The sequence below is a fragment of the Pseudomonas agarici genome (genome assembly GCF_001543125.1).
Taxonomy (GTDB): domain Bacteria; phylum Pseudomonadota; class Gammaproteobacteria; order Pseudomonadales; family Pseudomonadaceae; genus Aquipseudomonas; species Aquipseudomonas agarici.
The window spans coordinates 2415278-2438287 of the sequence record NZ_CP014135.1 but is presented as its reverse complement, the minus strand read 5'-3'; the positions used below and the strand labels follow the sequence as shown (position 1 = coordinate 2438287).

The 23010-nt window shown below is 63.3% G+C and carries 9 protein-coding genes; 4 read left to right on the top strand and 5 right to left on the bottom strand.

All coding sequences use genetic code 11. The features are described 5' to 3' along the window. Positions 1 to 39 precede the first annotated feature (39 nt). From AWM79_RS10670 to AWM79_RS10655, 4 genes are all read right to left on the bottom strand, one after another. Complete coding sequence (locus tag AWM79_RS10670; RefSeq protein ID WP_017125732.1) at positions 40 to 264, bottom strand: MbtH family protein; 225 nt, start codon at positions 262 to 264, stop codon at positions 40 to 42. Positions 265 to 347: 83 nt separating this feature from the next. Further along, positions 348 to 1760, bottom strand: a complete 1413-nt coding sequence (locus AWM79_RS10665) for an aspartate aminotransferase family protein (protein WP_060782790.1) — start codon at positions 1758 to 1760, stop codon at positions 348 to 350. Between the two features lie 237 nt (positions 1761 to 1997). Continuing rightward, positions 1998 to 3323 (bottom strand): ATP-binding protein, encoded by a 1326-nt coding sequence (locus tag AWM79_RS10660; RefSeq protein WP_017131840.1) that lies wholly within the window; start codon positions 3321 to 3323, stop codon positions 1998 to 2000. Positions 3324 to 3325: 2 nt separating this feature from the next. After that, positions 3326 to 4000: a response regulator gene (locus AWM79_RS10655; RefSeq protein WP_017131839.1), complete on the bottom strand. Its 675-nt coding sequence runs from the start codon at positions 3998 to 4000 to the stop codon at positions 3326 to 3328. A gap of 228 nt (positions 4001 to 4228) precedes the next feature. Here AWM79_RS10655 and dsbD point away from each other — a divergent pair, with 228 nt between their 5' ends. From dsbD to AWM79_RS10635, 4 genes are all read left to right on the top strand, one after another. Beyond that, complete coding sequence (dsbD, locus tag AWM79_RS10650) at positions 4229 to 5965, top strand: protein-disulfide reductase DsbD (protein WP_017131838.1); 1737 nt, start codon at positions 4229 to 4231, stop codon at positions 5963 to 5965. Further along, entirely contained in the window at positions 5966 to 6835 is an 870-nt protein-coding gene (locus AWM79_RS10645) for a TlpA disulfide reductase family protein (protein ID WP_017131837.1), read from the top strand. It abuts the gene before it with no gap. Continuing rightward, complete coding sequence (dsbG, locus tag AWM79_RS10640) at positions 6811 to 7590, top strand: thiol:disulfide interchange protein DsbG (RefSeq protein WP_060782789.1); 780 nt, start codon at positions 6811 to 6813, stop codon at positions 7588 to 7590. Before AWM79_RS10645 ends, dsbG begins: the two co-directional genes overlap by 25 nt. 190 nt (positions 7591 to 7780) lie before the next feature. Further along, positions 7781 to 9889 carry a hypothetical protein gene (locus AWM79_RS10635; RefSeq protein ID WP_060782788.1) on the top strand — a complete coding sequence of 703 codons (2109 nt, stop codon included), beginning with the start codon at positions 7781 to 7783 and terminating at the stop codon, positions 9887 to 9889. 64 nt (positions 9890 to 9953) lie between these two features. Here the strand turns inward: AWM79_RS10635 and AWM79_RS10630 are convergent, their stop codons facing one another. Then, positions 9954 to 22970, bottom strand: coding sequence for a non-ribosomal peptide synthetase (locus AWM79_RS10630; RefSeq protein WP_060782787.1), 13017 nt, complete (start codon positions 22968 to 22970; stop codon positions 9954 to 9956). Between the last annotated feature and the right edge of the window lie 40 nt (positions 22971 to 23010).

The following is a 23010-nucleotide window of genomic DNA, read 5'->3' as shown; positions in this document are numbered from 1 at the left end:
GAACCGGCCCCGACCCGCCGTGCGGAACGGGGCCGACTTTCAGCCGGCCAGGGCCTGGGCATCCATCTTCTGGCGCAGGCTCAGCGGGCGCATATCGGTCCAGACCTCTTCGATATATTCCAGGCACTCCTTCTTGAAACCGCTTTTACCCACGGTGCGCCAGCCGTTGGGAATCGCCTTGTAGTCCGGCCAGATGGAATACTGCTCCTCGTGGTTGACCACCACTTGGAAAAGAATATCGTCGCGGTCAAATACTGAAGTCATTGCGGTTCTCCGTGAGAGTGGATTGAGGCTGCACCCGTCGCACAGCACTCGTGTAGATGAAAACGTTCGCCGCCGCCGAAAAATTAGAGCATGGCCACCGCAGCGGCCACCGCCCGGCCAAAAATCCGCGCCACTTCGTCGACCTGAGCGGCGGTGATCACCAACGGCGGCAGGAAGCGCACCACGCCGCCGTGACGCCCGCCCAGTTCGAGGATCAGCCCGCGCCTGAGGCACTCGCGCTGAATCAGCGGCGCCAGGCGAGGCAGCGCCGGCGGATGGCCCTGGGCATCCGGGGTGCCGTTGGGGTCGACCAGTTCGACGCCCATCATCAGGCCACGGCCGCGAATATCCCCCAGGTGCGGAAAGTCGCACTGCAGCAGGCGCAGATGCTCGCCAAGGCGCTCGCCCATGGCCGCCGCGTGGGCTGGCAGATCATGCTCCGTGAGATAACGCATCACCGCCGAGCCGGCGGCCATGGCCATCTGATTGCCTCGGAACGTTCCGGCATGAGCGCCCGGAGCCCAGGTGTCGAGCCAGTCGCGATAGACCATCACCGCCAGGGGCAGGCTGCCGCCAATGGCCTTGGACATCACCACCACGTCCGGAATGATGCCCGCATGCTCAAAAGCGAACATCTTGCCGGTACGGCCAAAACCGCTCTGGATTTCATCGACAATCAGTGCCACGCCGGCTTTTTCGGTGATCCGCCGCAGGCCGCGCAACCAATCGAGATCCGCCGGGATCATGCCGCCCTCGCCCTGCACCGCCTCGACAATGATTGCTGCCGGCAACGGCACGCCGCCTTCGGGGTCGTGCAGCAGGTTTTCCAGATAATGCAGATTGACCTTCACGCCCTGCGCGCCGCCGAGGCCGAACGGGCAGCGATAATCGTAAGGATAAGGCAGGAACTGCACGCCACTGCCCAACAGCGCGCCCAGCGGCTTTTTTGGCCCCAAGCTGCCCATCAGGCTCAACGCACCCTGACTCATGCCATGATAGGCGCCCTGGAACGACAAAACGGTACTGCGGGCCGTGGCGCTGCGCACCAGCTTGAGGGCCGCCTCCACTGCATCGGTGCCGGTCGGACCGCAGAACTGAATCTTCGCCTCGTTGGCCAGGGCCTTGGGCAACACGCCGAACAGGTCCTGGACAAACCGGTCCTTGACCGGTGTGGTCAGGTCGAGGGTGTGCAGTGGCAGCTCATCGATCAATACCTGCTGGATCGCCTCGATCACCACCGGGTGGTTATGCCCCAGCGCCAGGGTCCCGGCGCCCGCCAGGCAATCGATGAAACGTCGACCCTCGACGTCTTCGACATACAGCCCGCTGGCCCGCTTGAGCGCCAGCGGGATGCGTCGAGGGTAGCTTCGGGCATTGGATTCCTGACGGTTCTGCCGGGCCAGCAACGGCGACTCGTCGAACTGATAAAGCGTTTCAACCGATACAGGGCTGATCCGGGCCGGCTGATCTTCGATAAGGCTGGTAGCGACTGACATCTCTCGATCCCTCAATACACAGGTGTGATGACCCAAACCTCTACCCGCCTGCACGCACGGGTTTCATGTTCTGGAAACGCACCAGCGTCGAGGGGATTTACACCCGCCCGCGCTCGAACGAGAAATGTGTGTGGCGGAATCGCCCGTCCGTCCACGAAAAAAACCCGCGCCAGCGCACCGCCCATGAGGTAGATGGGCGAGCGGCTTGTGCTAGCGGGATTTGTCCGGCGCTGTGCGTCACACTGCCTGCAGCGGCATGATCAACTCGACCCGCAGGCCGTCGGGCTGGCTGTCGAAATGCAAGACGCAGTCGCAGCGCTGGACGATCGCCTGGACAATCGCCAACCCCAGGCCGCAGCCGGTGCTCTTGCCATTGCGCCAGAAGCGTTGCGTCAGGTGCTGCAAATCATCCTCGGGGATTCCCGGACCGTGGTCGCGAACCACGAAATGCACGCGATGGCCGATACTAGTGACCGTGAGCTCCACGGGAGCATCTCCCGGCGTGTGGCGCAAGGCGTTGTCCAACAGGTTGCGCAAGGCGGCAATGGACAGGGTCGAGGGCATTTCCAACGGCGCGGCTGAGCAATGCTCCGACAAATGCAGTTCGATCCGCTGGCGGTCGTCATCGGCCGAATCCTGGATCGCCAGGCGCGCTACCTGCTCGGCGGTACACTGCACGCCATCGTCGAAGGACAGGCTGCCTTCGACCCGCGCCAACAACAGCAACTGTTCCAGGGTTCGGTGCAGGCGGTCGGCACCGGCCTCGGCATGCGCCAGGGATTGATCGCGAGCGGCGCCTTCGGTCATGCGCGCCACCTGCAGATGGGTCTTGATCGCGGTCAGCGGGCTACGCAACTCGTGGGCTGCGTCACCCGTCAGGCGTCGCTCGCGCTCGATGGCCTTGCCGACGCGCTGGAGCAACTGGTTCTGGGTGTCGAGCAACGGCTGTAACTCGCGGGGCAGCGGTTGTACCCGTAAGGGTTCGAGGGAGTCGGGGCTACGCCGCATCAGCGCGTCACGCATGCGATTGAGCGGCGTCAATCCCTGGCCGATCCCCAGCCAGAGCAAGCACAGACAGCCGAGCAAAGCGACGCCAACCGGCACCGAGGCAGCCAGCAACACCGACAGGTTCAAGGCCTCGCGCTCGACCTGGCGATCGGCGGTGGTGATGTGCATATCGCCACGCACCAAGGTGAAAGTGCGCCAGGGCGCGCCATCGATTATCTGGTCATGGAAACCGATATTCTGGGCTTCCAGGGCTTGTTCGGGATTGTTATGACTGCTGGCCAGAACCTCTCCGCGCAGGGAACTGACCTGGCAGGCCATCCCACCGCTGATATTCAACTGTTCGGAGCTGAAATGCGTGCCCCCGTCCTGACCCGACATCGGCGGCAATTGCTCCAGCAGCCCGGCCACCATTCGCGCCGAAGCCACCAGGCGCTGGTCGAGGGAAAACATCATCTGCAGACGCAGGTCGCTGAGCATCCAGGTCGCGGCCAAGGCCCAAATCAGGATGAATGCCGAGCCGATGGTCAAGCTCAGGCGCAGGCGCAGGCTCATCATGCCTACAGCTCCGCGCCACCCGCGTGGCCCAGGCGATAACCCAGGCCACGCACGGTTTCGACGATGCCATTGCCCAGCTTGCGGCGCAAATGATGGATATGCACATTCAGGGCATTACTTTCCAGTTCGTCGTTGAAGCCATAGACGCTGTCTTTCAACTGGTCGCTGGAGAGGACCCGGCCAGGGTTGTGCAGCAACGTCTGCAACAGCGCCTGCTCGCGCCGCGAGAGGTCCACTGGCTGGCCGTTCAAGGTGGTGATCCGGTTACTCGGGTCGTAGCTCAGCGGACCATGCTCGATCACGTTGACACTGCGCCCGGCCACCCGTCGCAGCAACGTCTGCAGGCGAGCGAAGAGCTCGCGCAAGTCAAACGGCTTGAGCAGGTAGTCGTCGGCACCGGCCTGCAGACCGTCGACCCGGTCGCTCACCGAATCGCGGGCGGTGAGGATCAGCACTGGCAGTTCCACGCCCTTGCCGCGCAACTGGGTGAGCAATTTCAGACCGTCTTCGTCGGGCAGCCCCAGATCGAGCACCATCACGTCGAACGTTGCCGCGCGCAACATGGCCCGCGCGGCAGATGCCGTGGCCACGTGCTCCACTATCATACCTTGGGCAGTCAGTCCGGCAACGATGCCGCTGGCAATCAACTCGTCGTCTTCGCAAACCAGTACGTGCATGGGAATACCTGTGCAAATATATCCATCGGAACACAAATGGATTAAGCCACGATTATGTCGCCAATGAGCCAAGGATAGGTAACTGTGAGTTCCCTGGCGAGCGACTCGGCCACACGCTTCTCCGGCACCGGTTTAGAATGTATGCACTCGGCGGCTGCATGGGTTAATAATCGGTTAATCGCTGCCCGGCACACTTGCTCGGATAGCTTCTTGCATTAAGGTTTTTTCATGCGTTGGTTATTCACCCTGATTTTTCTGCTGTTTGCCGGGCTGGTCCAAGCCGGCAACGATCCCTTTGCGGTCAAGAAAAACGAATTCCTGCCTGTCGGCCAGGCGTTCGCCTTCAGCTCCGAGAAGCTCGAATCCGGCCAGACCCGGCTGTACTGGCAGATTGCCGATAATTATTACCTGTATCAAAAACGCCTGAAGTTCGAAGGACTGGACCCGGCACAGCGTCCCGTACTGCCTCAAGCGCAGTCCCACAGCGACGAGTTCTTCGGCGAACAGCCGATTTATCGCAACGAACTGGAACTGCTGATTCCGGCCGGCGCCAGCGGTCAAGTCACCGTTGGCTGGCAAGGCTGTGCGGATGCCGGACTGTGTTATCCACCGCAAAGCCAGGTGCTCGATCTGGGAGGAGCAGCTGCCCAGCCGGTGGTTGGGCAGGCGCAAGACCAATCTCTGGCCAACCGCCTGAGTGAACACGCATTGGGCTGGAGCCTGCTGGTCTTCTTCGGCCTGGGCCTGTTGCTGGCCTTTACCCCTTGCACGCTGCCCATGCTGCCGATTCTCGCCGGCCTGGTGGTCGGCAGCGGCGCCAGCCCGCGACGCGGCTTTGCCCTGGCGGGCAGCTACGTGGTCAGCATGGCGCTGGTGTATGCCGCTCTCGGTGTGATCGCGGCCTTGCTGGGCGGCAACCTGCAGGCCTTTCTGCAACAACCCTGGTTGTTGGGCAGCTTCGCGGCGCTGTTCGTGGTCCTGGCGTTGCCAATGTTCGGTTTTTTCGAACTGCAACTGCCCGCGGCCCTGCGCGACCGCCTGGAGCGTGCCGGCCAAGGACGCCAGGGCGGTAGCCTGGTGGGCGCGGGAATCATCGGTGCGCTGTCCGGACTGCTGGTCGGACCGTGCATGACCGCACCGCTGGCCGGTGCCTTGTTGTATATCGCCCAGAGCGGCAACCTGCTGTTCGGCGGCCTGGTCCTGTTCAGCCTCGGCATCGGCATGGGCCTGCCGCTGTTGCTGTTGGTGACCGTGGGCAATCGCTTCCTGCCCAAGCCGGGAGCCTGGATGGATCGGGTCAAGGCGATATTCGGCTTCCTGTTCCTTGGCACCGCGATCCTGATGGTTCGCCCGGTGCTCGACGAGTCATTGTGGGTCGGCCTCTGGGGCGCGCTGGCGTTGATCGTCGCATGCTGTGCCTGGCGGCTGTCGCACCAACCAGGGCGTGCCGCCTTGATCGCCCGTTGTAGCTGCTTGCTGCTGGGTCTCTGGGGCACGCTGTTGGTGATCGGTGCCGCAGGCGGCGGCAGCGATCCATGGCGACCGTTACAGGTGTACACCGGTTCCACGGCAGGCGGCAGCACGGGAGCCAGCCATGACGCTTTTGTCACAGTCAACGACCCGGCAGCCCTGCAACGCGAACTGGACAGTGCCAAGGCCCAGGGCCAGTGGGTACTGGTGGACTATTACGCGGACTGGTGCGTGTCGTGCAAGATCATGGAGAAACAGGTATTCGCCAAGGCCGAAGTGATCGATGCCCTGCGCGATGTACGCCTAGTGCGCCTGGACGTGACCGCCGACACTGGCGCCAGCCGCGAACTGCTCGGTCGCTTTGAAGTGCCCGGTCCACCGACCCTGCTGTGGATAACCCCCGAAGGCGTCGAGCAGCGCTCCAGCCGCATCACCGGTGAAGTCGACGTCAGCGCGTTCCTGCAAAACTGGCACAACACACGAGACGCCCGCTAAATGCTTACCTTGACTCTCGGTACCTTCGCCCTCTCGATCAACCACCTGCTGTTGCTGCTGGCCCTCGCCCTGGCGACGCTGGTCGGCTGGCGGGTGGCCAGGCACGGCGGCGACAACCCGGAGTCAGTGCTGTTCGGTCTGTTCCTGCTAGCGATGCTGGTAGCCCGGGGCAGTTTCGTGATTGCCTATTGGAGCTACTTTCGCAACGACCCGCTGCAGATCCTCGACATCCGCGACGGCGGCTTCCTGCTCTGGCCCGGCCTGCTGGCGCTGCTGATCGGTGCCGTGGCCTGGGGCTGGCGGCGCCCGGCACTTCGCAAGCCGTTAGGCGTGGGCCTGGGCAGCGGGATCGCCTTCTGGCTGCTGGCGACCTTATCGACCACCCTCTACGAGCAAGGCTCGCGCCTGCCGGACATCACCCTGCTCAATGCCCAAGGGCAGACCGTACATTTGACCGACTACGCGGGTGGGCCGCTGGTGATCAATCTCTGGGCCACCTGGTGCCCGCCGTGCCGCCGGGAAATGCCGGTGCTGCAAAAGGCCCAACGGCAACGCCAGGACGTGACCTTTCTGTTCGTCAACCAGGCCGAAAGCATCCAAAGCGTGGCGACTTTTCTCATGACCCAAGGCCTGAATCTCGACAATATCCTGTTCGACGGCACCGGCCAACTGGCCCAGACCGTCGGGTCCATGGCCTTGCCCACTACGCTTTTTTACAACGCCAAAGGCCGTCTGCTCGGCAGTCACCTGGGCGAACTATCCGAGGCCAGCCTGGCCCGGGCCTTGGAAAACTTCGGCCCTGTCCCATCCAATACGGCCTCTCCGGCCCTAGCAAGGAAACCGCTATGTCCTTCTACCGCCGCCTGTTGAACCGGAGTCTGAGCACCGCCTTTGGCGCGTGGCTGTTGCAGGTGCCCGTGTCACAGGCAGAAGAGCTGCCTGCGCCGATCAAGAGTATCGAAGCCAAGGGCGCCAAGATCATTGGCAGCTTCGACGCCCCTGACGGCCTGCGTGGATATGCCGCGCAGTATCAGAACCGTGGCATGGCCCTGTATTTGACGCCCAATGGCAAGCATGTGATCGCCGGCAACCTGTATGACACCGAGGGTAAAGACCTGAGTCAAGCGCCGTTGCACAAGCTAGTCTATGCGCCAATGGCCAAGCAGGTCTGGGGCCAGATGGAGAAGAGCAACTGGATCGAGGACGGCAAGCCGGATGCGCCGCGCATTGTCTATCTGTTCAGTGACCCGAATTGCCCGTACTGCAACATGTTCTGGGAGCAGGCAAGGCCGTGGGTCGATGCCGGCAAGGTGCAGTTGCGGCACATCATGGTCGGAATCATCCGCGAAGACAGCGCGGCCAAGGCCGCCGCCCTGTTTACCGCCAAGGACTCACAACTGGCCCTGCACGACCATGAAAAGGCCGGCAAGGGCAGTTCGCTCAAGCCGCTGGCGAGTATTCCGAAAGAAATCCAGGCCAAGCTCGATGCCAATATGGAGTTGATGGAAGAGCTGGAATTATCGGCCACGCCATCGATCTTCTACCTCGACGACAACGGCGACCTGCAACAGCAGCAGGGAGCACCGTCGGCTGACAAGCTGGTGCACATGCTCGGGCCTAAGTGACTGACGTGCAAGCAGGATGATCGCTCCCCTACTCAAGTGGGAGCCATCGAAAAAGTAGCCCGGCGCAGCTCGTCTCCCACACATTGCTTTGACATTGTCCGTCCGTTGCTGTCGGCAAAGCACAAACGACAGGCAACAGTGTACTCCCTAAGCTGGTGACTTCACTCAGTCACAACGCTTAAGGGCAGTCATGTCACTCAATATTTACCTGGCGCAGATACGCCATATCCCACGCTCCCGCGCCCCCTCGTTCGCTGACAATCTTGAGCCCATCTGGGCTGAGACCGGCCAGGTGCCCACCATGGAAGCCAATGGCCTTGTCACGGTAATCAGCCAGGGCTGTATCGACTACTGGCCGCTCAATAATCTGGAGAATCCCGGCGAGCTACAGGTGTTGGCATACGGTCCGACGCGCCAGCTACTGGGTCAGAAAGTGCTGAAACTGGGCGACCAGAGGCTGGTTTCGATCCACATCGAGCGTTCGGAATGGTTGGTATTCCTGGATGGACAACAGGGTCGCCACACCAGGACCCGCTCCATCCTGCACGAAGCCGCGCAAGATACTCACCAGTACTTCTGGATCATCAATAGCCACAGTGGCGCCGCCTTGACCTGGGACAGCGCCAGCCCAGCCGTTAGCCTGGAACCTCTGGCCGCCAGCAGCCAGCAGATTTGGGTCGTCGACAACATTGGCGCGATCTTTACCGGTCGAGAGAATCGACGCTTGTCGGCTGCGCAAAGCGCTTCCGGGACTTCGTCGATACGCCTGATGGAAAGTGACGAAGGGGGCAATGATCAGTGGAATATCGACCGTCAGGGCAGCATCCGCTCTTTCAGCAATGATCTGGCCTGGACGCAAACCGGCGAACGGGTCGTGGAACTCACCGAGTACGCAATGTCTCCGACAGAACGTCAACAGTGGTTTTTCAAACCTTACATGGTTTCGCCTTTCACCCGCGAGAATCAGCTTGCACAATTGTTACCCGAGCAGCACTTCTTCCTCGGTAGCAACAAGCACACGGGCTCCAGGTTGGTATTCAATGCCTCACAGGCGCAGTTGGTGTCGGTGGAGGATGCGCAGGAGCAAGACGGTGCCTGGCGCTACGAACAGGAAAAACTGATCGATGTCGCTACCGGACTGGCCTTGACCACGAAGTCCGACAGCATCGTCCTTGCCGCTCCCGATCCGGAGAACTCCCATCAGAACTGGTACATGAGCAGCGACGGCTACCTGATTCAGCCCTTGAGCGGAAAAGTGCTTGAGTTCGAAGACGGGCGAATCCAACTGATGGACTATGACACGCTACGCGCCGAACGCCTGCACTGGCGGATACGTCATATCAGACAGCGCCGGGCCATTAACGCAGTGTTTCAGCGCCGGCAATTGGGCTACATCAGCAAGTTGTCGGTCACCGTCACTGTCGCCAACGTATTCTGGGCCGGGACTTCGGACAAGATCATGATGACCCTGACCTCCCTCGACAAAGCCGTGCGCCTGTTCGACGCGCCCAGCGCGGGCGATTCGGTCACCATTGATATCGATATCCAGGCGATGTTCGGCAAGCCCAGAATCCCCATGCGCGATGTCCATACGATCCTGTTCTATCAGGAATCGAGAGCCGAATCGGGAGGCAACGACCAGTGGAAGCTGGAATCCATCGTATTGAAAGCCAACGACCGCTACCTGAACGACTCGCTGCGCAGCATCAATCGCTGGGTTTCGCCGCCCTACCGCTCCGCGCATATTTCCTGGGGCAGCACGATTTCCTGGTGCAACTGGCGAGACATTCGCTACAACCGGCACATAGACTTCAACGGTCAGACTTATCCAGTGACGCTGATGCCCTACATAGGTGACTTGAAAGCCTGGCGCAACTATGACCCGTCCAGCATTGACGGTGTCGGTCAGTTGATCGGCATGAACAATGGCCGATTGATCGGCGAAATCCTCAAAACCCGCGACTGTGAAGCACTCAAGCCCAACGACAGCAACAACAGTTACACCTGGGTATTCACACCGGAAGGCTCGATCATTTACCGACTCTGGAACCACGAGGACAGTGCCGACTATGTCCGCCACAGCCAACTGGGGAATGGCAGGCCGGTGATATGCGCGGGCGAATTCAGAATCGAGAGAAGAGCGGACGTTGACGGTGTGGTGGATGTTATCGCCATGGTCAACGACGCCTCGGGTCACTACAAACCCGATGGTGGCGCCTGCCTGGGCTCGGTGGAGGAGAAGTTCAAGGCATTGGGCATCCCCACCGACCACATAAAATGGTCCTATAAAGGTCAGTGACCAAGGCCATTCTAACGGATCATTCCCGTGCTCCGGCGCGGGAACGATCATCGGTCGCCAACCGTTACAAACCTTCCAACTCCGCCATCAGGTCGCTCAGGCGGTCGACTTTCTCTTCGTTGATTGCATTGGCCGCCAGCCCATCGATATAACGGGCCAGGTCCTCCACGGTGCTGCATTCGAACATCGCCCGCAGCGGTACGTTGCGTTGCAGGGCTTTCTGCACCCGTGAAGCGATCTGTGTCGCCAGCAACGAATGCCCGCCCAGTTCAAAGAAGTTGTCCAGCACGCCGACCCGCTCGACCTTGAGCACCTCGGCCCAGATCGCGGCCAGGGTCTGCTCCAGTTCGTTGCGCGGCGCCAGGTAGTCCTGGCCGTGTAACTGGCCGATCTCCAGGTCCGGCAGCGCCTTGCGGTCGAGCTTGCCGTTGGCATTAAGGGGCAGGCGCTCCAGCCACAGCCAGTGCAACGGCACCATGTACTCCGGCAGTTGCGCCCGCAGCCGTTGCTTGATCCGGTCCAGGCATTCGCGCGGATTCGGCGCCGTGTCGAGCGCCACCAGATACCCGACCAAATGCTTGCCGTTGATGCCCTCCTGGACGCCGACCGCCGCCTCGCGGACTTCCGGCTGCTCGTGCAGGCGGGCTTCGATTTCCCCCAGTTCGATCCGATAACCGCGAATCTTTACCTGATGGTCGATGCGCCCGATGTATTCCAGCACCCCGTCGCTGCGCCGACGCGCCAGGTCGCCGCTACGATACAGGCGCTCGCCCGCCGCGCCGAACGGGTTGGGCACGAACACCTGGGCGGTGCGCAGCGGATCGCCGACATAACCGCGCCCGACACCGGTGCCGGCCACGCACAGCTCTCCCACCGCGCCCAGCGGCACCAATTCATCGGCACCGTCGAGCAGGTACAGGCGGTTGTTGTCGGTCGGCGTACCGATTGGCAGGTAGCTGGCGCAGGTCGACGCCAGGTCGACGCGGAACAACGCCACATCGTCCGAGCACTCGGCCGGACCATAGGCGTTGACCAGCCCAATCTGCGGATAACGCAGTAACCACTGGTGCGCCAGTTCCGGCGGCATTGCCTCGCCGGTCGGCAGCAGCCAGCGCAGGCCGTCGAGGCTGACCCGCTCCTGGGCCAGCAGGCCCTGGATCAGCGATGGCACGCTTTCCAGCACGCTGATGCGCTGGCGCTGGACATGGGCCAACAAACCTTGCGGATCATGGGCGATGGCATTCGGCACGATATCCACCCGGCCACCGAACAAGGGCGCCGCGAGGAACTGCCAGACCGAAATATCGAAGCTCTGCGAGGCCGTCTGGGCAATCACGTCGGCTTCGCTCAGCGCCAGGTACGGCACCTTGCTCAGTTGGTTGTTGAGCATGCCGCGCTGCTCGACCATCACGCCCTTGGGCAATCCGGTGGAACCGGAGGTGTAGATCACGTAGGCGAGGTTGTCCGGCGCGCTGTACAGCCCCGGATTGGACAGCGGGTACGAGCCCTCCTGCACCGTCTCCCAGACCAGCAGTTGCGGGCGCTCGGCAGCGACGAACTGATCCAGCAAGGCGTGCGCCTGGTCGCGACAGGCGCGGGTGCAAACCAGTAATGGCGTGCGGCTGCGCTCAATGATCCGGCCCAGACGCTGGCTTGGCAAACCGGGGTCCAGTGGCAGGTAACCGGCGCCGGCCTTGAAGCTGCCGACCATCATCCCCAGCAGATCGAGGCTGCGCTCGGCCAGCAGGGCGACCGGCTGGTCGAAACCGACGCCAGCCGCGACCAGGGCATGGCCCAGGCGATTGCCAACCTGGTTCAACTGTTCATAGCTGTACTGCTGTTCCAGGCAGGTCGCGGCGATACGTTGCGGATGCGCGGCCACCCGTGCCTCGAACAACGCCACGTAACTCTGCTCCAGCGGATATTCATGGCTACTGCGGTTGCAGCCTTCGAGCAGGAAGTCGCGCTCGTCGGCCCCCAGTAGCGGTAGCTCGGCCATATCGCCATGGAAACCGTCCAGCAGCGCCAACAGCAGCCGTTTGAACTCACTGAGCAGGCGCTCGACGCTGCTCTCCTCAAAGTAACGCCGGTCATAGGACAGGTGCAGCCCCAGGTCATCGCCCGGATAGCAGACCACGGTCAGCGGGAAGTTGGTGTGGGTGCGACCTGAATCGGAGCTCGCGTTGAGGCTCTGCGCCCGGTCCAGCACCGCCACTTGCACCGGCGCGTTTTCGAACACGAACAGGCTGTCGAACAGCGGTTGGCCCTTGGGCAGCTCGCTGTTTTCCTGGATCGTCACCAGCGGCAGGTACTCGTACTCGCGCAGTTCCATATTGCGTTCCAGCAGGCCGCTGAGCCAGTTGCGCACACTGCAACCGGCGCCGTCTGGCGGCAATGTCACCCGCAAGGGGATGCTGTTGATGAACAACCCGACGGTGCGCTGCATCTGCGGCATCGCCACCGGACGACCGGCCACGGTAACGCCGAACACCACGTCGCGATCACCGCTGAAGCGGCGCAGCACCAACGCCCAGGCCGCCTGGGCGAAGGTGTTGACGGTCAACTGGTGTTGCTGCGCCAGCTCGCGCAGCCGCACACCGTCACGAGGGTCCAGGCGAGTGTAGCGGTCGCCCACGCGCATGCCGCCGCTTTCCCCGGCATGCTCACGCAACAATGGCCGGTCGCTCGGAATTGGGGTGGTGCGCTCGAAGCCTTGCAGGTTGTGCTGCCACCACTGCCGCGCCGCGACCAGGTCCTGGCGTTGCAGCCAGCCGATGTAGTCGCGGTAGCGCGGTGGTGCGGCCAGTTGTGCTTGCCGGCCTTCGCCGAGGGCGGTGTAGATCTCGAAGAAGTCGTGCATCAACAACGAGCGGCACCAGGCATCAATGAGAATGTGATGGTTGCTCATCATGAACCAGTAGCGCGCCGCGCCGACTTTGATCAGGCGCAGATGGAACGGTGCCTCGCGCAGCAGATCGAAACCCGCCTCGCGCTCTGCCTGGAGCAGGCGTTGCAAACGTGGTTCCTGCCGGTCCTCGGGCTCGGCGCTCCAGTCCAGGTATTCGATGGGCGTACTGCCCGGTTTGTGGATGATTTGCAGCATGTCTTCGCCGACGTTCCAGCAAAACGACGCACGCAAGGCTTCATGGCGGGCAATCACCGCCTGCCAGGCCTGAGCGAAACGCCGTGGATCGAGTTCGCTGTTGATCCGGTAGCGGTCCTGCATGTAGTACAGCCCCGTGCCCGGCTCCAGCAGGGTGTGCAGCAACAGGCCTTCCTGCATCGGGGTCAGCGGATAGACATCCTCGATCTGGCTGGCCGCCACCGGCAGTGCGTCGAGTTGTGGCTGGGTCAGGCGCGCCAATGGAAAGTCCGAGGGCGTCAGGCCACCGGCGGCGTCGCCCAGACAGTGCTCGATCAGACTGCTCAGCTCGCCCAGGTAGGCGTCCGCGAGTTCGGCCACGGTGGTGCTGGCAAAACGTTCGCGGCTGAAGGTCCAGCGCAGCACCAGTTCACCGCCATAGACCTGGCTGTCGATACTCAACTCGTTGGGCAACGGCGCCTCGGCGTCATGCGTCTCGCCCGGCGACTCTTCCAACGGGTGCCAGAGGGCGTCGTCGCCAAAGCTCTGGTCGAACTGCCCCAGGTAATTGAAGGTGATCGGCGCCACCGGCAAGGCCGCCATCGCCGCGCGCAGCGACGGCTCGGCCAGGTAGCGCAGCACGCCGTAACCCAGGCCTTTGTGCGGCACGCCGCGCAGTTGTTCTTTAATGGCCTTGATCGAGTCGCCCTGCCCCGCGCCTGCCTCGATATTCAGCGGGGTCAAGCGCACCGGATAGGCGCTGGTAAACCAGCCGACGGTGCGGGTCAGGTCGATCTCGTCGAACAGGGTTTCGCGGCCATGGCCTTCCAGTTGCACCAGCGCCGATGGTTGCCCGGTCCAGCGGCAGACCACCCGCGCCAGGGCCGTCAGCAACAGGTCGTTGACCTGCGTGCGGTAGGCGCTCGGTGCCTGTTGCAGCAAGGCGCGGGTCCGTGCGGCATCGAGACGCACGCTCAGCGTTTCGGCATGACGCTGTTGGCGCCCGCCCTGCGGGCGTTCGCAGGGCAGTTCGAAGCGCGGCCCAGCTAATTGCGCCTGCCAGTCCGCCAATTCTTCGCGCAGCGACTCGCTGCCCGCATAGGCCTGTAGACGGTCGGCCCAGTCACGCAAGGCACTGGTTTTCGCCGGCAGTCGCAGCGATTGGCCGGCCAGCGACTGGCGGTAGGCGGTCTGTAGGTCGTCTAGCAGGATGCGCCAGGAAACCCCGTCCACCACCAGGTGATGAATCGCCAGCAACAGGCGTTGTTCGCCCTGCGGCCCATCCACCAGCAAGGCCCGCAGCAACGGCCCCTGTTGCAGGTCGAGGCTGCGTTGGGTCTCGCTGAACAGTGCAGTGCAGTGTGTCAGCGAGGCAACGCGCACCTGTTGCAGTAGCGGCGTCTCGTCCGGTGCGCGGTATTCGGCTCGCCAACTACCCGCCTCGCCAGTAAAGCTCTGGCGCAATGCATCGTGATGCTCCAGCAATGCCGCCAGCGCCTGATCCAGCGCGTGAGGCTCAAGAGCCGACACTGGTTCCAGCACCAACGCCTGGTTCCAATGCTGGCGCTGGGCAATCTCGCTGTCGAGAAACCAATGCTGGATCGGCGTCAGGCTCGAAACGCCACTGAGCAAGCCTTGCTCGGCGTTGATCCGCTCGCTGCGGGTGGCCACTGCCGCCAGGCTCTGCACGGTCTGGTGCCGGAACAGGTCGCGGGGGCTGAAGTGAATACCCTGCTGACGTGCCCGGCTGACCACCTGGATCGACAGGATCGAATCGCCGCCCAGCTCGAAAAAGTTATCGTCCCGCCCGACCTGGGCGACGCTCAGCACCTCGCGCCAAATCCCCGCCAGGCTTTGCTCCAGCGCGTTGCTCGGCGCCACATAGTGCTGGCGGTTCAACTGCAGGTCGGGTGCCGGCAAGGCACGCCAGTCGAGCTTGCCGTTGGCGGTCAGCGGCATGCGCTCCAGTAGAATCAGGTGAGTAGGCACCATATAGTCCGGCAACTGGCTTTTCAGGTGGGCCTTGAGTGCGTCACGCAGTGGCGCCTGTTGCTCCTCCTCCTGCGTCGCCACATCGCTGACCAGGTAAGCGGCCAGTTGCTTGCCGCCGGGGGCATCCAGTGCCAGCACCACCGCCTCGCGAATCGCCGGATGGTCCAGCAACCGGGTTTCAATTTCCCCCAGCTCAATCCGAAAACCACGGATCTTCACCTGATGGTCGATCCGTCCCAGGTATTCCACCCGGCCATCGGCACGCTGGCGCACCAGATCCCCGGTGCGGTACAGCCGTGCGCCAGCGGTGGCGAACGGATCGGCGATAAAACGCTCGGCGGTGATCCCCGGACGCTGGTGATAACCCTGGGCCAGCCCCGCCCCACCGACATACAGCTCACCAGGGGCGCCTTGGGGTACCAGCGCCAGATTGGCATCGAGGATATAGGCCACGCGGGCACCGATCAGCCTGCCGATCGGTACGCTGGCCGCGCCCTCCTCCAGCCGTTCAGGCGCCAGGCTGGCCAGCGGCATCACCACGGTTTCCGTCGGGCCGTAGGCGTTGAAGAACAGGCTCGGCTTGAATGCCGCACGAATCCGTTGCAGGTGCTCGCCGGTCAGGGCTTCGCCGCCGGTAATGCACATACGCACCGGCAAGGTCTGCGCCTGAGTCGCCAGCCACTGGGCCAATTGGCTGCCATAGCTGGGCGTAAAGCCGAGGATATTGACTCGTTCCTGGCGAATCAGTTGGCAGATGGCCTCGGCATCCCACTGTCCCTGGGCTCGCAATACTACTCGTGCGCCGCTCAGTAAAGGCACCAGCAGACGCTCGGTGGCGGCATCGAAGTTGATCGAGTAGAAATGCAGCTCACAGTCATCAGGCCGCATGTCGAAACGGCGGATCACCGCTTGGCAATGCATGGCGATTTCACCGTGGGACACCACCACGCCCTTGGGCTGGCCGGTGGAGCCGGAGGTATAAATCAGGTACGCCTGGTGCTGTGGCAAGCTGATAAACGGCGGCTCATCGGACGGATACGCCGCCAGCGCCGGACCGTCCTGCTCCAGGCACCATTGCCCGACACCCGCTGGCAATGGGCCAAGCGCGGCGAGCAAAGCACTGTTGCTCAGCAGCAAACCGATGCCGCTGTCCTCGATCATGTACTTGAGGCGCTCCAGCGGGTATTCCGGGTCCAGCGGCACATAGGCGCCACCGGCCTTGAGAATCGCCAGCAGGCCGATGACCATCTCCAGCGAACGCTCCAGCGCCAGGCCGACCCGCACCTGCGGCCCCACGCCCTGTTCGCGCAGGCGCCAGGCCAGGCGATTGGCCCGGGCATTGAGTTGGGCATAGCTCAGGGTCTGGCCGGCAAAGGTCAGTGCCGGTGCCTGTGGCCGGGCCTCGACCTGTTGGCTGAACAGCCGCTGGACGCACTGGTCGAGCCGGTGCTCGCCGTCTTCGCCCGCCAGGCTGGCGAACAGCGCCTGTTGCTCGTCGGCCTGCAACAGCGACAACTCGCTCAGGCGCTGTTGCGGATCGCTGATCAGTGCTTCAAGCAGGTTGCGCCAGTGCGCGGCCATGCGCGCGATGCGCGGTTCATCGAACAGGTCGGTGCTGTAGGTCAGGCAGCAACCCAGGCGATGATCAAGGTCGGTGACTTCCAGGTTGAGGTCGAACTTGGTCGCCCGGGCATCGTTGACCAGGTAGTCGACTTTCATCCCGCCGAGGCGGCGGCTTTGCTGGAACTCCCAGCGCTGGACATTGCACATCACCTGAAACAACGGATTATAGGCCGCGCTACGCGGCGGTTGCAGGGCCTCCACCAGATGATCGAACGGCAGGTCCTGATGGGACTGGCCTTCGATCACGGTGTGGCGTACCTGGTCGAGCAGCTCAGCAACGCGCATCTGCCCGTCGAGCTGACAGCGCACCACCTGGGTATTGAGGAAGGCACCGATCAGGCCTTCGCTTTCCGGGCGAATCCGGTTGGCCACCGGTGCGCCGATACGCAGGTCGGTCTGGCCACTGTAACGATAGAGCAGCACGGACAGCGCAGCCATCACGGTCATGAACAGGGTCAGGCCCTGTTGTGCGTTGAAGGCGTGCAACCGCGCAGCCAGCTCGTCACTGAGGTCGAAGCGGTACAACTCGCCGCGATGGCTTTGTACGGCGGGCCGTGGCCGGTCACCCGGTAGTTCGAGCAACGGATGTTCGTTGCCCAGTTGTGAACTCCAGTACGCCAACTGGCGCTGGCGCTCGCCAGATTCCAGCCATTGACGCTGCCAGACGCTGTAGTCAAGGTACTGCACCGGCAACGGCGGCAGTGGCGACTGGCGATCATCGATAAAGGCTTCGTAGAGCGCACTCAATTCACGGGCAAAGATATCCATCGCCCAACCTTCGGTGACGATGTGATGCAGGGTCAGGACAAAATAGTGCTCCTGCGCTCCGGCCTTGACCAGGCAGGCCCGTAGCAACGGTCCGGTCTCCAGGTCGAAGGGCCGATGCGCCTCGCGGTCGGCCAGTTGTTGCACACGCTGCTCGCACGTCTGGCGATCAAGGTCCGAGAAGTCTTTCCAGGCCAGGCGGATGCCGGTTTCGGTCGTCACCCGCTGATAGGCCACACCGTCAATGCTCGGGAAGCGGGTGCGTAGGGTTTCATGGCGCAGGATCAGGGCTTGCAGCGCGGCCTCGAAACAGGCGACATCGAGCACGCCGGTCAAACGCGCCATGCCGCCGACGTTATAGGCCGGGCTGTCCGGCTCCAGTTGCCAGAGGAACCACATGCGCTGCTGGGAATAGGACAATGCCACCGGCTGGCTGCGGTCGACAGTGCCGATTGTCGATTGCAGGTTACGCTGGCCGGACGCCTGGATCAGACGGACCCGCTCGGCAAACGCACCCAGCTCCGGCGTCTCGAACAACACCCGCAACGGCAGGTCGACATCGCAGGCCTGGCGGGTCCGGGAAATGATCTGGGTCGCCAGCAGCGAATGGCCGCCAAGGGCAAAGAAGTCATCGCCCAGCCCGACGCGCGCCAGGCCCAGCACTTCGCACCAGATCGCGGCGATTTGCCGCTCCAGCGCCGTGCGCGGCTCGATAGGCTCGCGTACCTGCCACTGCGGCTCGGGCAGAGCCTGGCGGTCCAGCTTGCCGCTGGGGCTCAGCGGCATTTGGTCCAGGCGCATCAGTTGCGCCGGCACCATATACTCCGGTAGCTGCGCCGCCAGGGCGGTCTTGAGCCGGAGAGCCTGGAGTTCGGCGGTTTCAGTCGCCTCGGGGCTGGTGTAGTAGCCGATCAACTGGCCGCCGGCGGCGGTCTCGCGCACCAACACCACGGCCTGAGCAACGCCGTCCTGAGCCAACAGACGTGCTTGGATTTCCTCGGGTTCGATCCGCAAGCCGCGCAGCTTGACCTGCTGATCCAAACGGCCAAGGTATTCCAGCACACCATCGGCGCCCCAGCGCACACGGTCGCCGGTACGATACAGGCGCTCGCCCGCCGTCCCCAGCGGGTCGGCGACAAAACGCTCGGCGGTCAGGGCGCTACGTCCCAGGTAGCCACGGGCCAGACCGTTGCCACCGATGCACAGCTCACCTGGCACCCCGCTGGGCAGCGGGTTCAGGTCGGCATCGAGCACCCGGCACAGCACGTTGCCCAAGGGCCGGCCAATCGGCGAACGCTCGCCGTCGGTCAATTGGCAGTGCCAGTGGGTGACGTTGATCGCGGTTTCGGTCGGGCCATAGCGGTTATGCAGCTGCACGTCCGGCAACTGCTCCAGCACCCGGTTGCGCAGCTCGGCGGGCAACGCTTCGCCACCGCTGAACAGCCGTCGCAGACTGGCGCACCGCGCCACCTGCGGTTCATTGATAAACAGTTGCAGCAGCGGCGGCACGAAGTGCAACGTGGTCACGCCGAACGCTTGCACCAATTGCGCAATGCGATAAGGATCGCGATGGTCGCCGGGGCCGGCGAGCAGTAACCGGCAGCCGGTGATCAGCGGCCAGAAACATTCCCAGACCGACACATCGAAACTCATCGGGGCCTTCTGCATCAGCACATCGCTGGCATCCAGGACGTAGGTCGCCTGCATCCATTGCAGCCGTTCGGCCAGAGCCGCATGGGTATTACCGACGCCCTTGGGCTGGCCGGTGGAGCCGGAGGTGTAGATCACATAGGCCAGGTTGTCGCCGTGCAGATGCAGGCCGGGTGCCTGGCTCGGCCAGTTGTCGAGCTTGAGCAGGTCCATCGCCACGGCACTGACGCTGGCTGTCACCGGCAGGTCGGCGAGCAGATGACTTTGGGTCAGCAGCAGTTCGGCGCCGCTGTCGGCGAGCATATAGGCCAGGCGTTCGCGCGGATAATCCGGATCGAGCGGCACATAGGCCCCTCCTGCCTTGATGATCGCCAGCAGGCCGATCAGCAACTGCGGTGAACGCTCCACGGCGATGGCCACCGGCACATCCGGACCGACACCCTTGTCCCGCAGGTAATGAGCCAGGCGGTTGGCCCGGGCATGCAGTTGGGCAAAGTCGAGGCTACCGCCCTCCCACACCAGCGCGACGCGCTCGGGGGTCAGCAGCGCTTGCCGGCTCAACAGCTCCGGTAACCACTGACGGGCTTCGGCACAGGGTGCCACGCTCCATTGGCGTTGCTGGGCCTGTTCGCTGGCCGTCAATAACGACAGCTCACCGACAGCCTGCTGTGGCCGGTTCGTGACTTGTTGCAGCAGGCTGACGAAATGCTCGGCCAGGCGCGCAATGGTCGCCTCCTCGAACAACTCGTCGGCATAGTCGAAAGCCAGGCTCAGGCGGCCATGGCGATCTTCCTCGCTGTGCAGTTGCAGATCGAACTTGGCCTCGCGGCTGTGCCAGGGCAACTCCTCGGCCAGCAGTCCCGGCAAGCGGCGCAAGGCATCAAGGTCACGCTGCTGGTGGTTGAACATGACCTGGAACAGCCCCTGCTCGCGGGCCTCGGGGAATGCTTCGAGCAGTTGTTCGAAGGGCAGGTCCTGGTTGGCCTGGGCCTCCAGGGTCGCCTGGCGGGTTTGCGCCAGCAGGTCGGCGAACGGCTGGCACGGGTCCAGCTCAACGCGCAGTACCAGGGTATTGATAAAGAAGCCGATCAGCCCCTGGGTTTCCAGGCGCGGGCGATTGGCACTGGGCACGCCGATACGAATGTCGCGCTGGCCGCTGTAGCGGTGCAGCAGACTCTGGAATGTCGCGAGCAACAGCATGAACGGCGTCGCCTCGTAGGCTCGGGCGGTCTGGCGCAGCGCCTCGCTGAGTGGGGCATCCAGGCGCAGGCTCAAGCGCGCCGCGCTACGGCGTTTGTATGCCGAACGCGGGTGGTCGGTGGCCAGGTTGAGCAGCGCTTGCCCGGCACCCAATTGCACTTGCCAGTACGCCAGTTGACGCTGGCTTTCGCCCTCGGCCAGCCATTGACGCTGCCAACTGCCGTAGTCAGCATACTGCAGCGGCAACGGCGTCAGTTCGGCGACCTGGCCTTGGGACGCCGCCGCGTACAGCCGGGAAAACTCGTCGAGCAGAATATTCAGCGACCAGCCATCAGCAATGATGTGGTGCATCGTCACCAGCAATTGGTGCTCCTGATCATCCAGGCGCATCAGGGTCACCCGCAACAGCGGCCCCTTTTCCAGGTCGAACGGGGTATGCGCTTCATTCTCGCGAATCTGCCGGGCGCGGGTTTCCCGCTGATCCGCCGGCAGATCGCCGAGGTCGATCAGCCGCAGTTCGAACGCGGCATCGGCGTCGACCCGTTGCAGGGCCTGGCCATCGCGCTCGTAGAAACGCGTGCGCAGGGATTCGTGGCGGTCGATCAACTGTTGGAAGCTGCGGCGAAGCGCCGCCTGGTCCAGTTCGCCGCGCAGGCGCAAGGCGCCGGGAATGGTATAGGCGCTGCTGTGAGGATCCAGTTGCCAGAGCAACCACAAGCGGTTCTGGGCCAGGGACTGCGGCAAATCCTCGTGGCGCGACAAGCGCGCAATAGCGCCCTGGGCCACCCCGCCGTCCTGTTGCTGGCATGCCACTTGGGCGGCGAATGCGGCGAGGGTCGGGGCCTCGAACAACAATCGCAGGCTCAATTCAATACCCAGTTCTTCACGCAACCGGGCCACCACCTGGGTCGCCAGGATCGAGTTGCCGCCGAGCAGGAAGAAATGGTCGTCGCCGCCGATCCGCTGCAGTTGCAGTTGTTCGCACCAGATCCGCCCGATTATTTCCTGCAGATCATCAGCCAGCGTATCGGTCGCCTCGCCTTGCGCAGCCGCTTGATCGGGGAACAACGCATAGCTGTCGAGGCCGCCGTCGGCCAGTTGGCTGCGGCAGGCCGAACGTTGCAATTTGCCGCTGGAGGTCTTTGGCAAGGCGCCCGGATTAAGCAGCACCACCACGCTGGGCGCCTCCTGGTAAGCCTCGGCCACGGCCTGACGGATAGCCTTGATCAATGCTTCAGGGGGCAAAATCTTCTGCACGCCGCGACTGATTTCCGCGGCGATGCCGATGCCTTCCTGGCCATCGCGAGTGACGGCGAAAGCAGCGACGCGACCCTGGCGCACCACTTCCACTGCGCGCTCGACGGTCTGCTCGATGTCCTGGGGATAGAGGTTGTGCCCGCGCACGATCAACAGGTCTTTCAGGCGCCCGGTGATATACAGCTCACCGTCGCGCAGGAACCCCAGGTCGCCGGTGCGCAGCCACGTGTGGCCATCATGGTGGACAAAGGTCCGGGCCGACGCCTCGGGGTTGCGCCAGTAACCCTGGGCAATGCTCGGACCGGCGGCCCAGACTTCACCAATGCTGTTGTCGCCGAGTACCTGTAAGGTGTTCGGCTCGACTACCCGCACCGCATGCCCCGGCTGGCCGGTGCCGCAACTCATGATTGGGCTACCCTCGCCCGGTTCCGCACGGTTCTGGGCCAAGGCCAGGTCATTCAGACGCAATGCCGCAATCCCCCGGCCACGCTGACCGCCAGCAACAAACAGGGTGGCTTCCGCCAGGCCATAGGAGGCGAAATAGCTCTGCTCGCTGAAACCGCACGGGGCGAACTTCTCGGCGAAACGTTCCAGGGTGTCGAGACGGATCGGTTCGGAACCGGAATACGCCACGCGCCAGCCGCTCAGGTCGAGCCGCGCCAGGGCAGTCTCGCTGATCCGCTCACTGCACAGCCGATAGGCGAAGTCCGGCCCGCCGCTGATGGTCCCACCGTACTCACTGATCGCCTCCAGCCAGCGTAATGGCCGACTGAGAAAATAACCTGGAGACATCAGTACACAGGGCACGCCGCTGAAGATCGGTTGCAGCAGCCCGCCGATCAGGCCCATATCATGGTACAGCGGCAACCAGCTCACGATCACGTCGTCGGGATTGAGGTCGATGCCGAAACCGTGGCGGATCAGCAATTCGTTGGCCACCAGGTTGCCGTGGCTGATCTGCACGCCCTTGGGCAGCGCTGTAGAGCCGGAGGTGTATTGCAGGAAGGCGATGCCATCAGGCTGTATGTCGGCTGCCTCCCAGGCAGCGGCCAAATCACTGTCGAGGGTATCGACACAGAGCAGTTGTGGCGCATCGACAGCCGACAACTCGTCCATCTGCAACAACGACTCGCGCAGATCGGCACGGCTCAACAGCAGGCGCGGTTGGGCATCGGCGATGATCGACAGCAGGCGCTCCCGGTGATGACGACGGCTCGACTCCGGCGGATAGGCCGGCACCGCGATCACTCCGGCGTACAGGCAGCCGAAGAACGCCGCGACATAGTCCGGGCCGCTGGGAAACAGCAGCACCGCGCGATCGCCCAGCCGGGCATTAGCCTGCAACGCCGCCGCGATGGTGCGTGCCCGCAGATCCAGGTCGCGGTAACTGAGGACTGCGCCCTGCTCCTTGTCTTCGGCGAGAAAACGCAACGCCACTCGCTCCGGAGTCTGCAGCGCACGGCGTTGAAGGGCCTGGGCCAGGGTATGGGGGAGTTCGAACGCGTCCATCATGGGATTCCTGCCTGGAGTCGGCTAGTCAATTGAATTCTGG

Coding starts and splice junctions, on each gene's coding strand:
- AWM79_RS10670 (WP_017125732.1), bottom strand. CDS start 264: ATGACTTCAGTATTTGACCGCGACGATATTCTTTTCCAAGTGGTGGTC.
- AWM79_RS10665 (WP_060782790.1), bottom strand. CDS start 1,760: ATGTCAGTCGCTACCAGCCTTATCGAAGATCAGCCGGCCCGGATCAGC.
- AWM79_RS10660 (WP_017131840.1), bottom strand. CDS start 3,323: ATGATGAGCCTGCGCCTGCGCCTGAGCTTGACCATCGGCTCGGCATTC.
- AWM79_RS10655 (WP_017131839.1), bottom strand. CDS start 4,000: ATGCACGTACTGGTTTGCGAAGACGACGAGTTGATTGCCAGCGGCATC.
- dsbD (WP_017131838.1), top strand. CDS start 4,229: ATGCGTTGGTTATTCACCCTGATTTTTCTGCTGTTTGCCGGGCTGGTC.
- AWM79_RS10645 (WP_017131837.1), top strand. CDS start 5,966: ATGCTTACCTTGACTCTCGGTACCTTCGCCCTCTCGATCAACCACCTG.
- dsbG (WP_060782789.1), top strand. CDS start 6,811: ATGTCCTTCTACCGCCGCCTGTTGAACCGGAGTCTGAGCACCGCCTTT.
- AWM79_RS10635 (WP_060782788.1), top strand. CDS start 7,781: ATGTCACTCAATATTTACCTGGCGCAGATACGCCATATCCCACGCTCC.
- AWM79_RS10630 (WP_060782787.1), bottom strand. CDS start 22,970: ATGATGGACGCGTTCGAACTCCCCCATACCCTGGCCCAGGCCCTTCAA.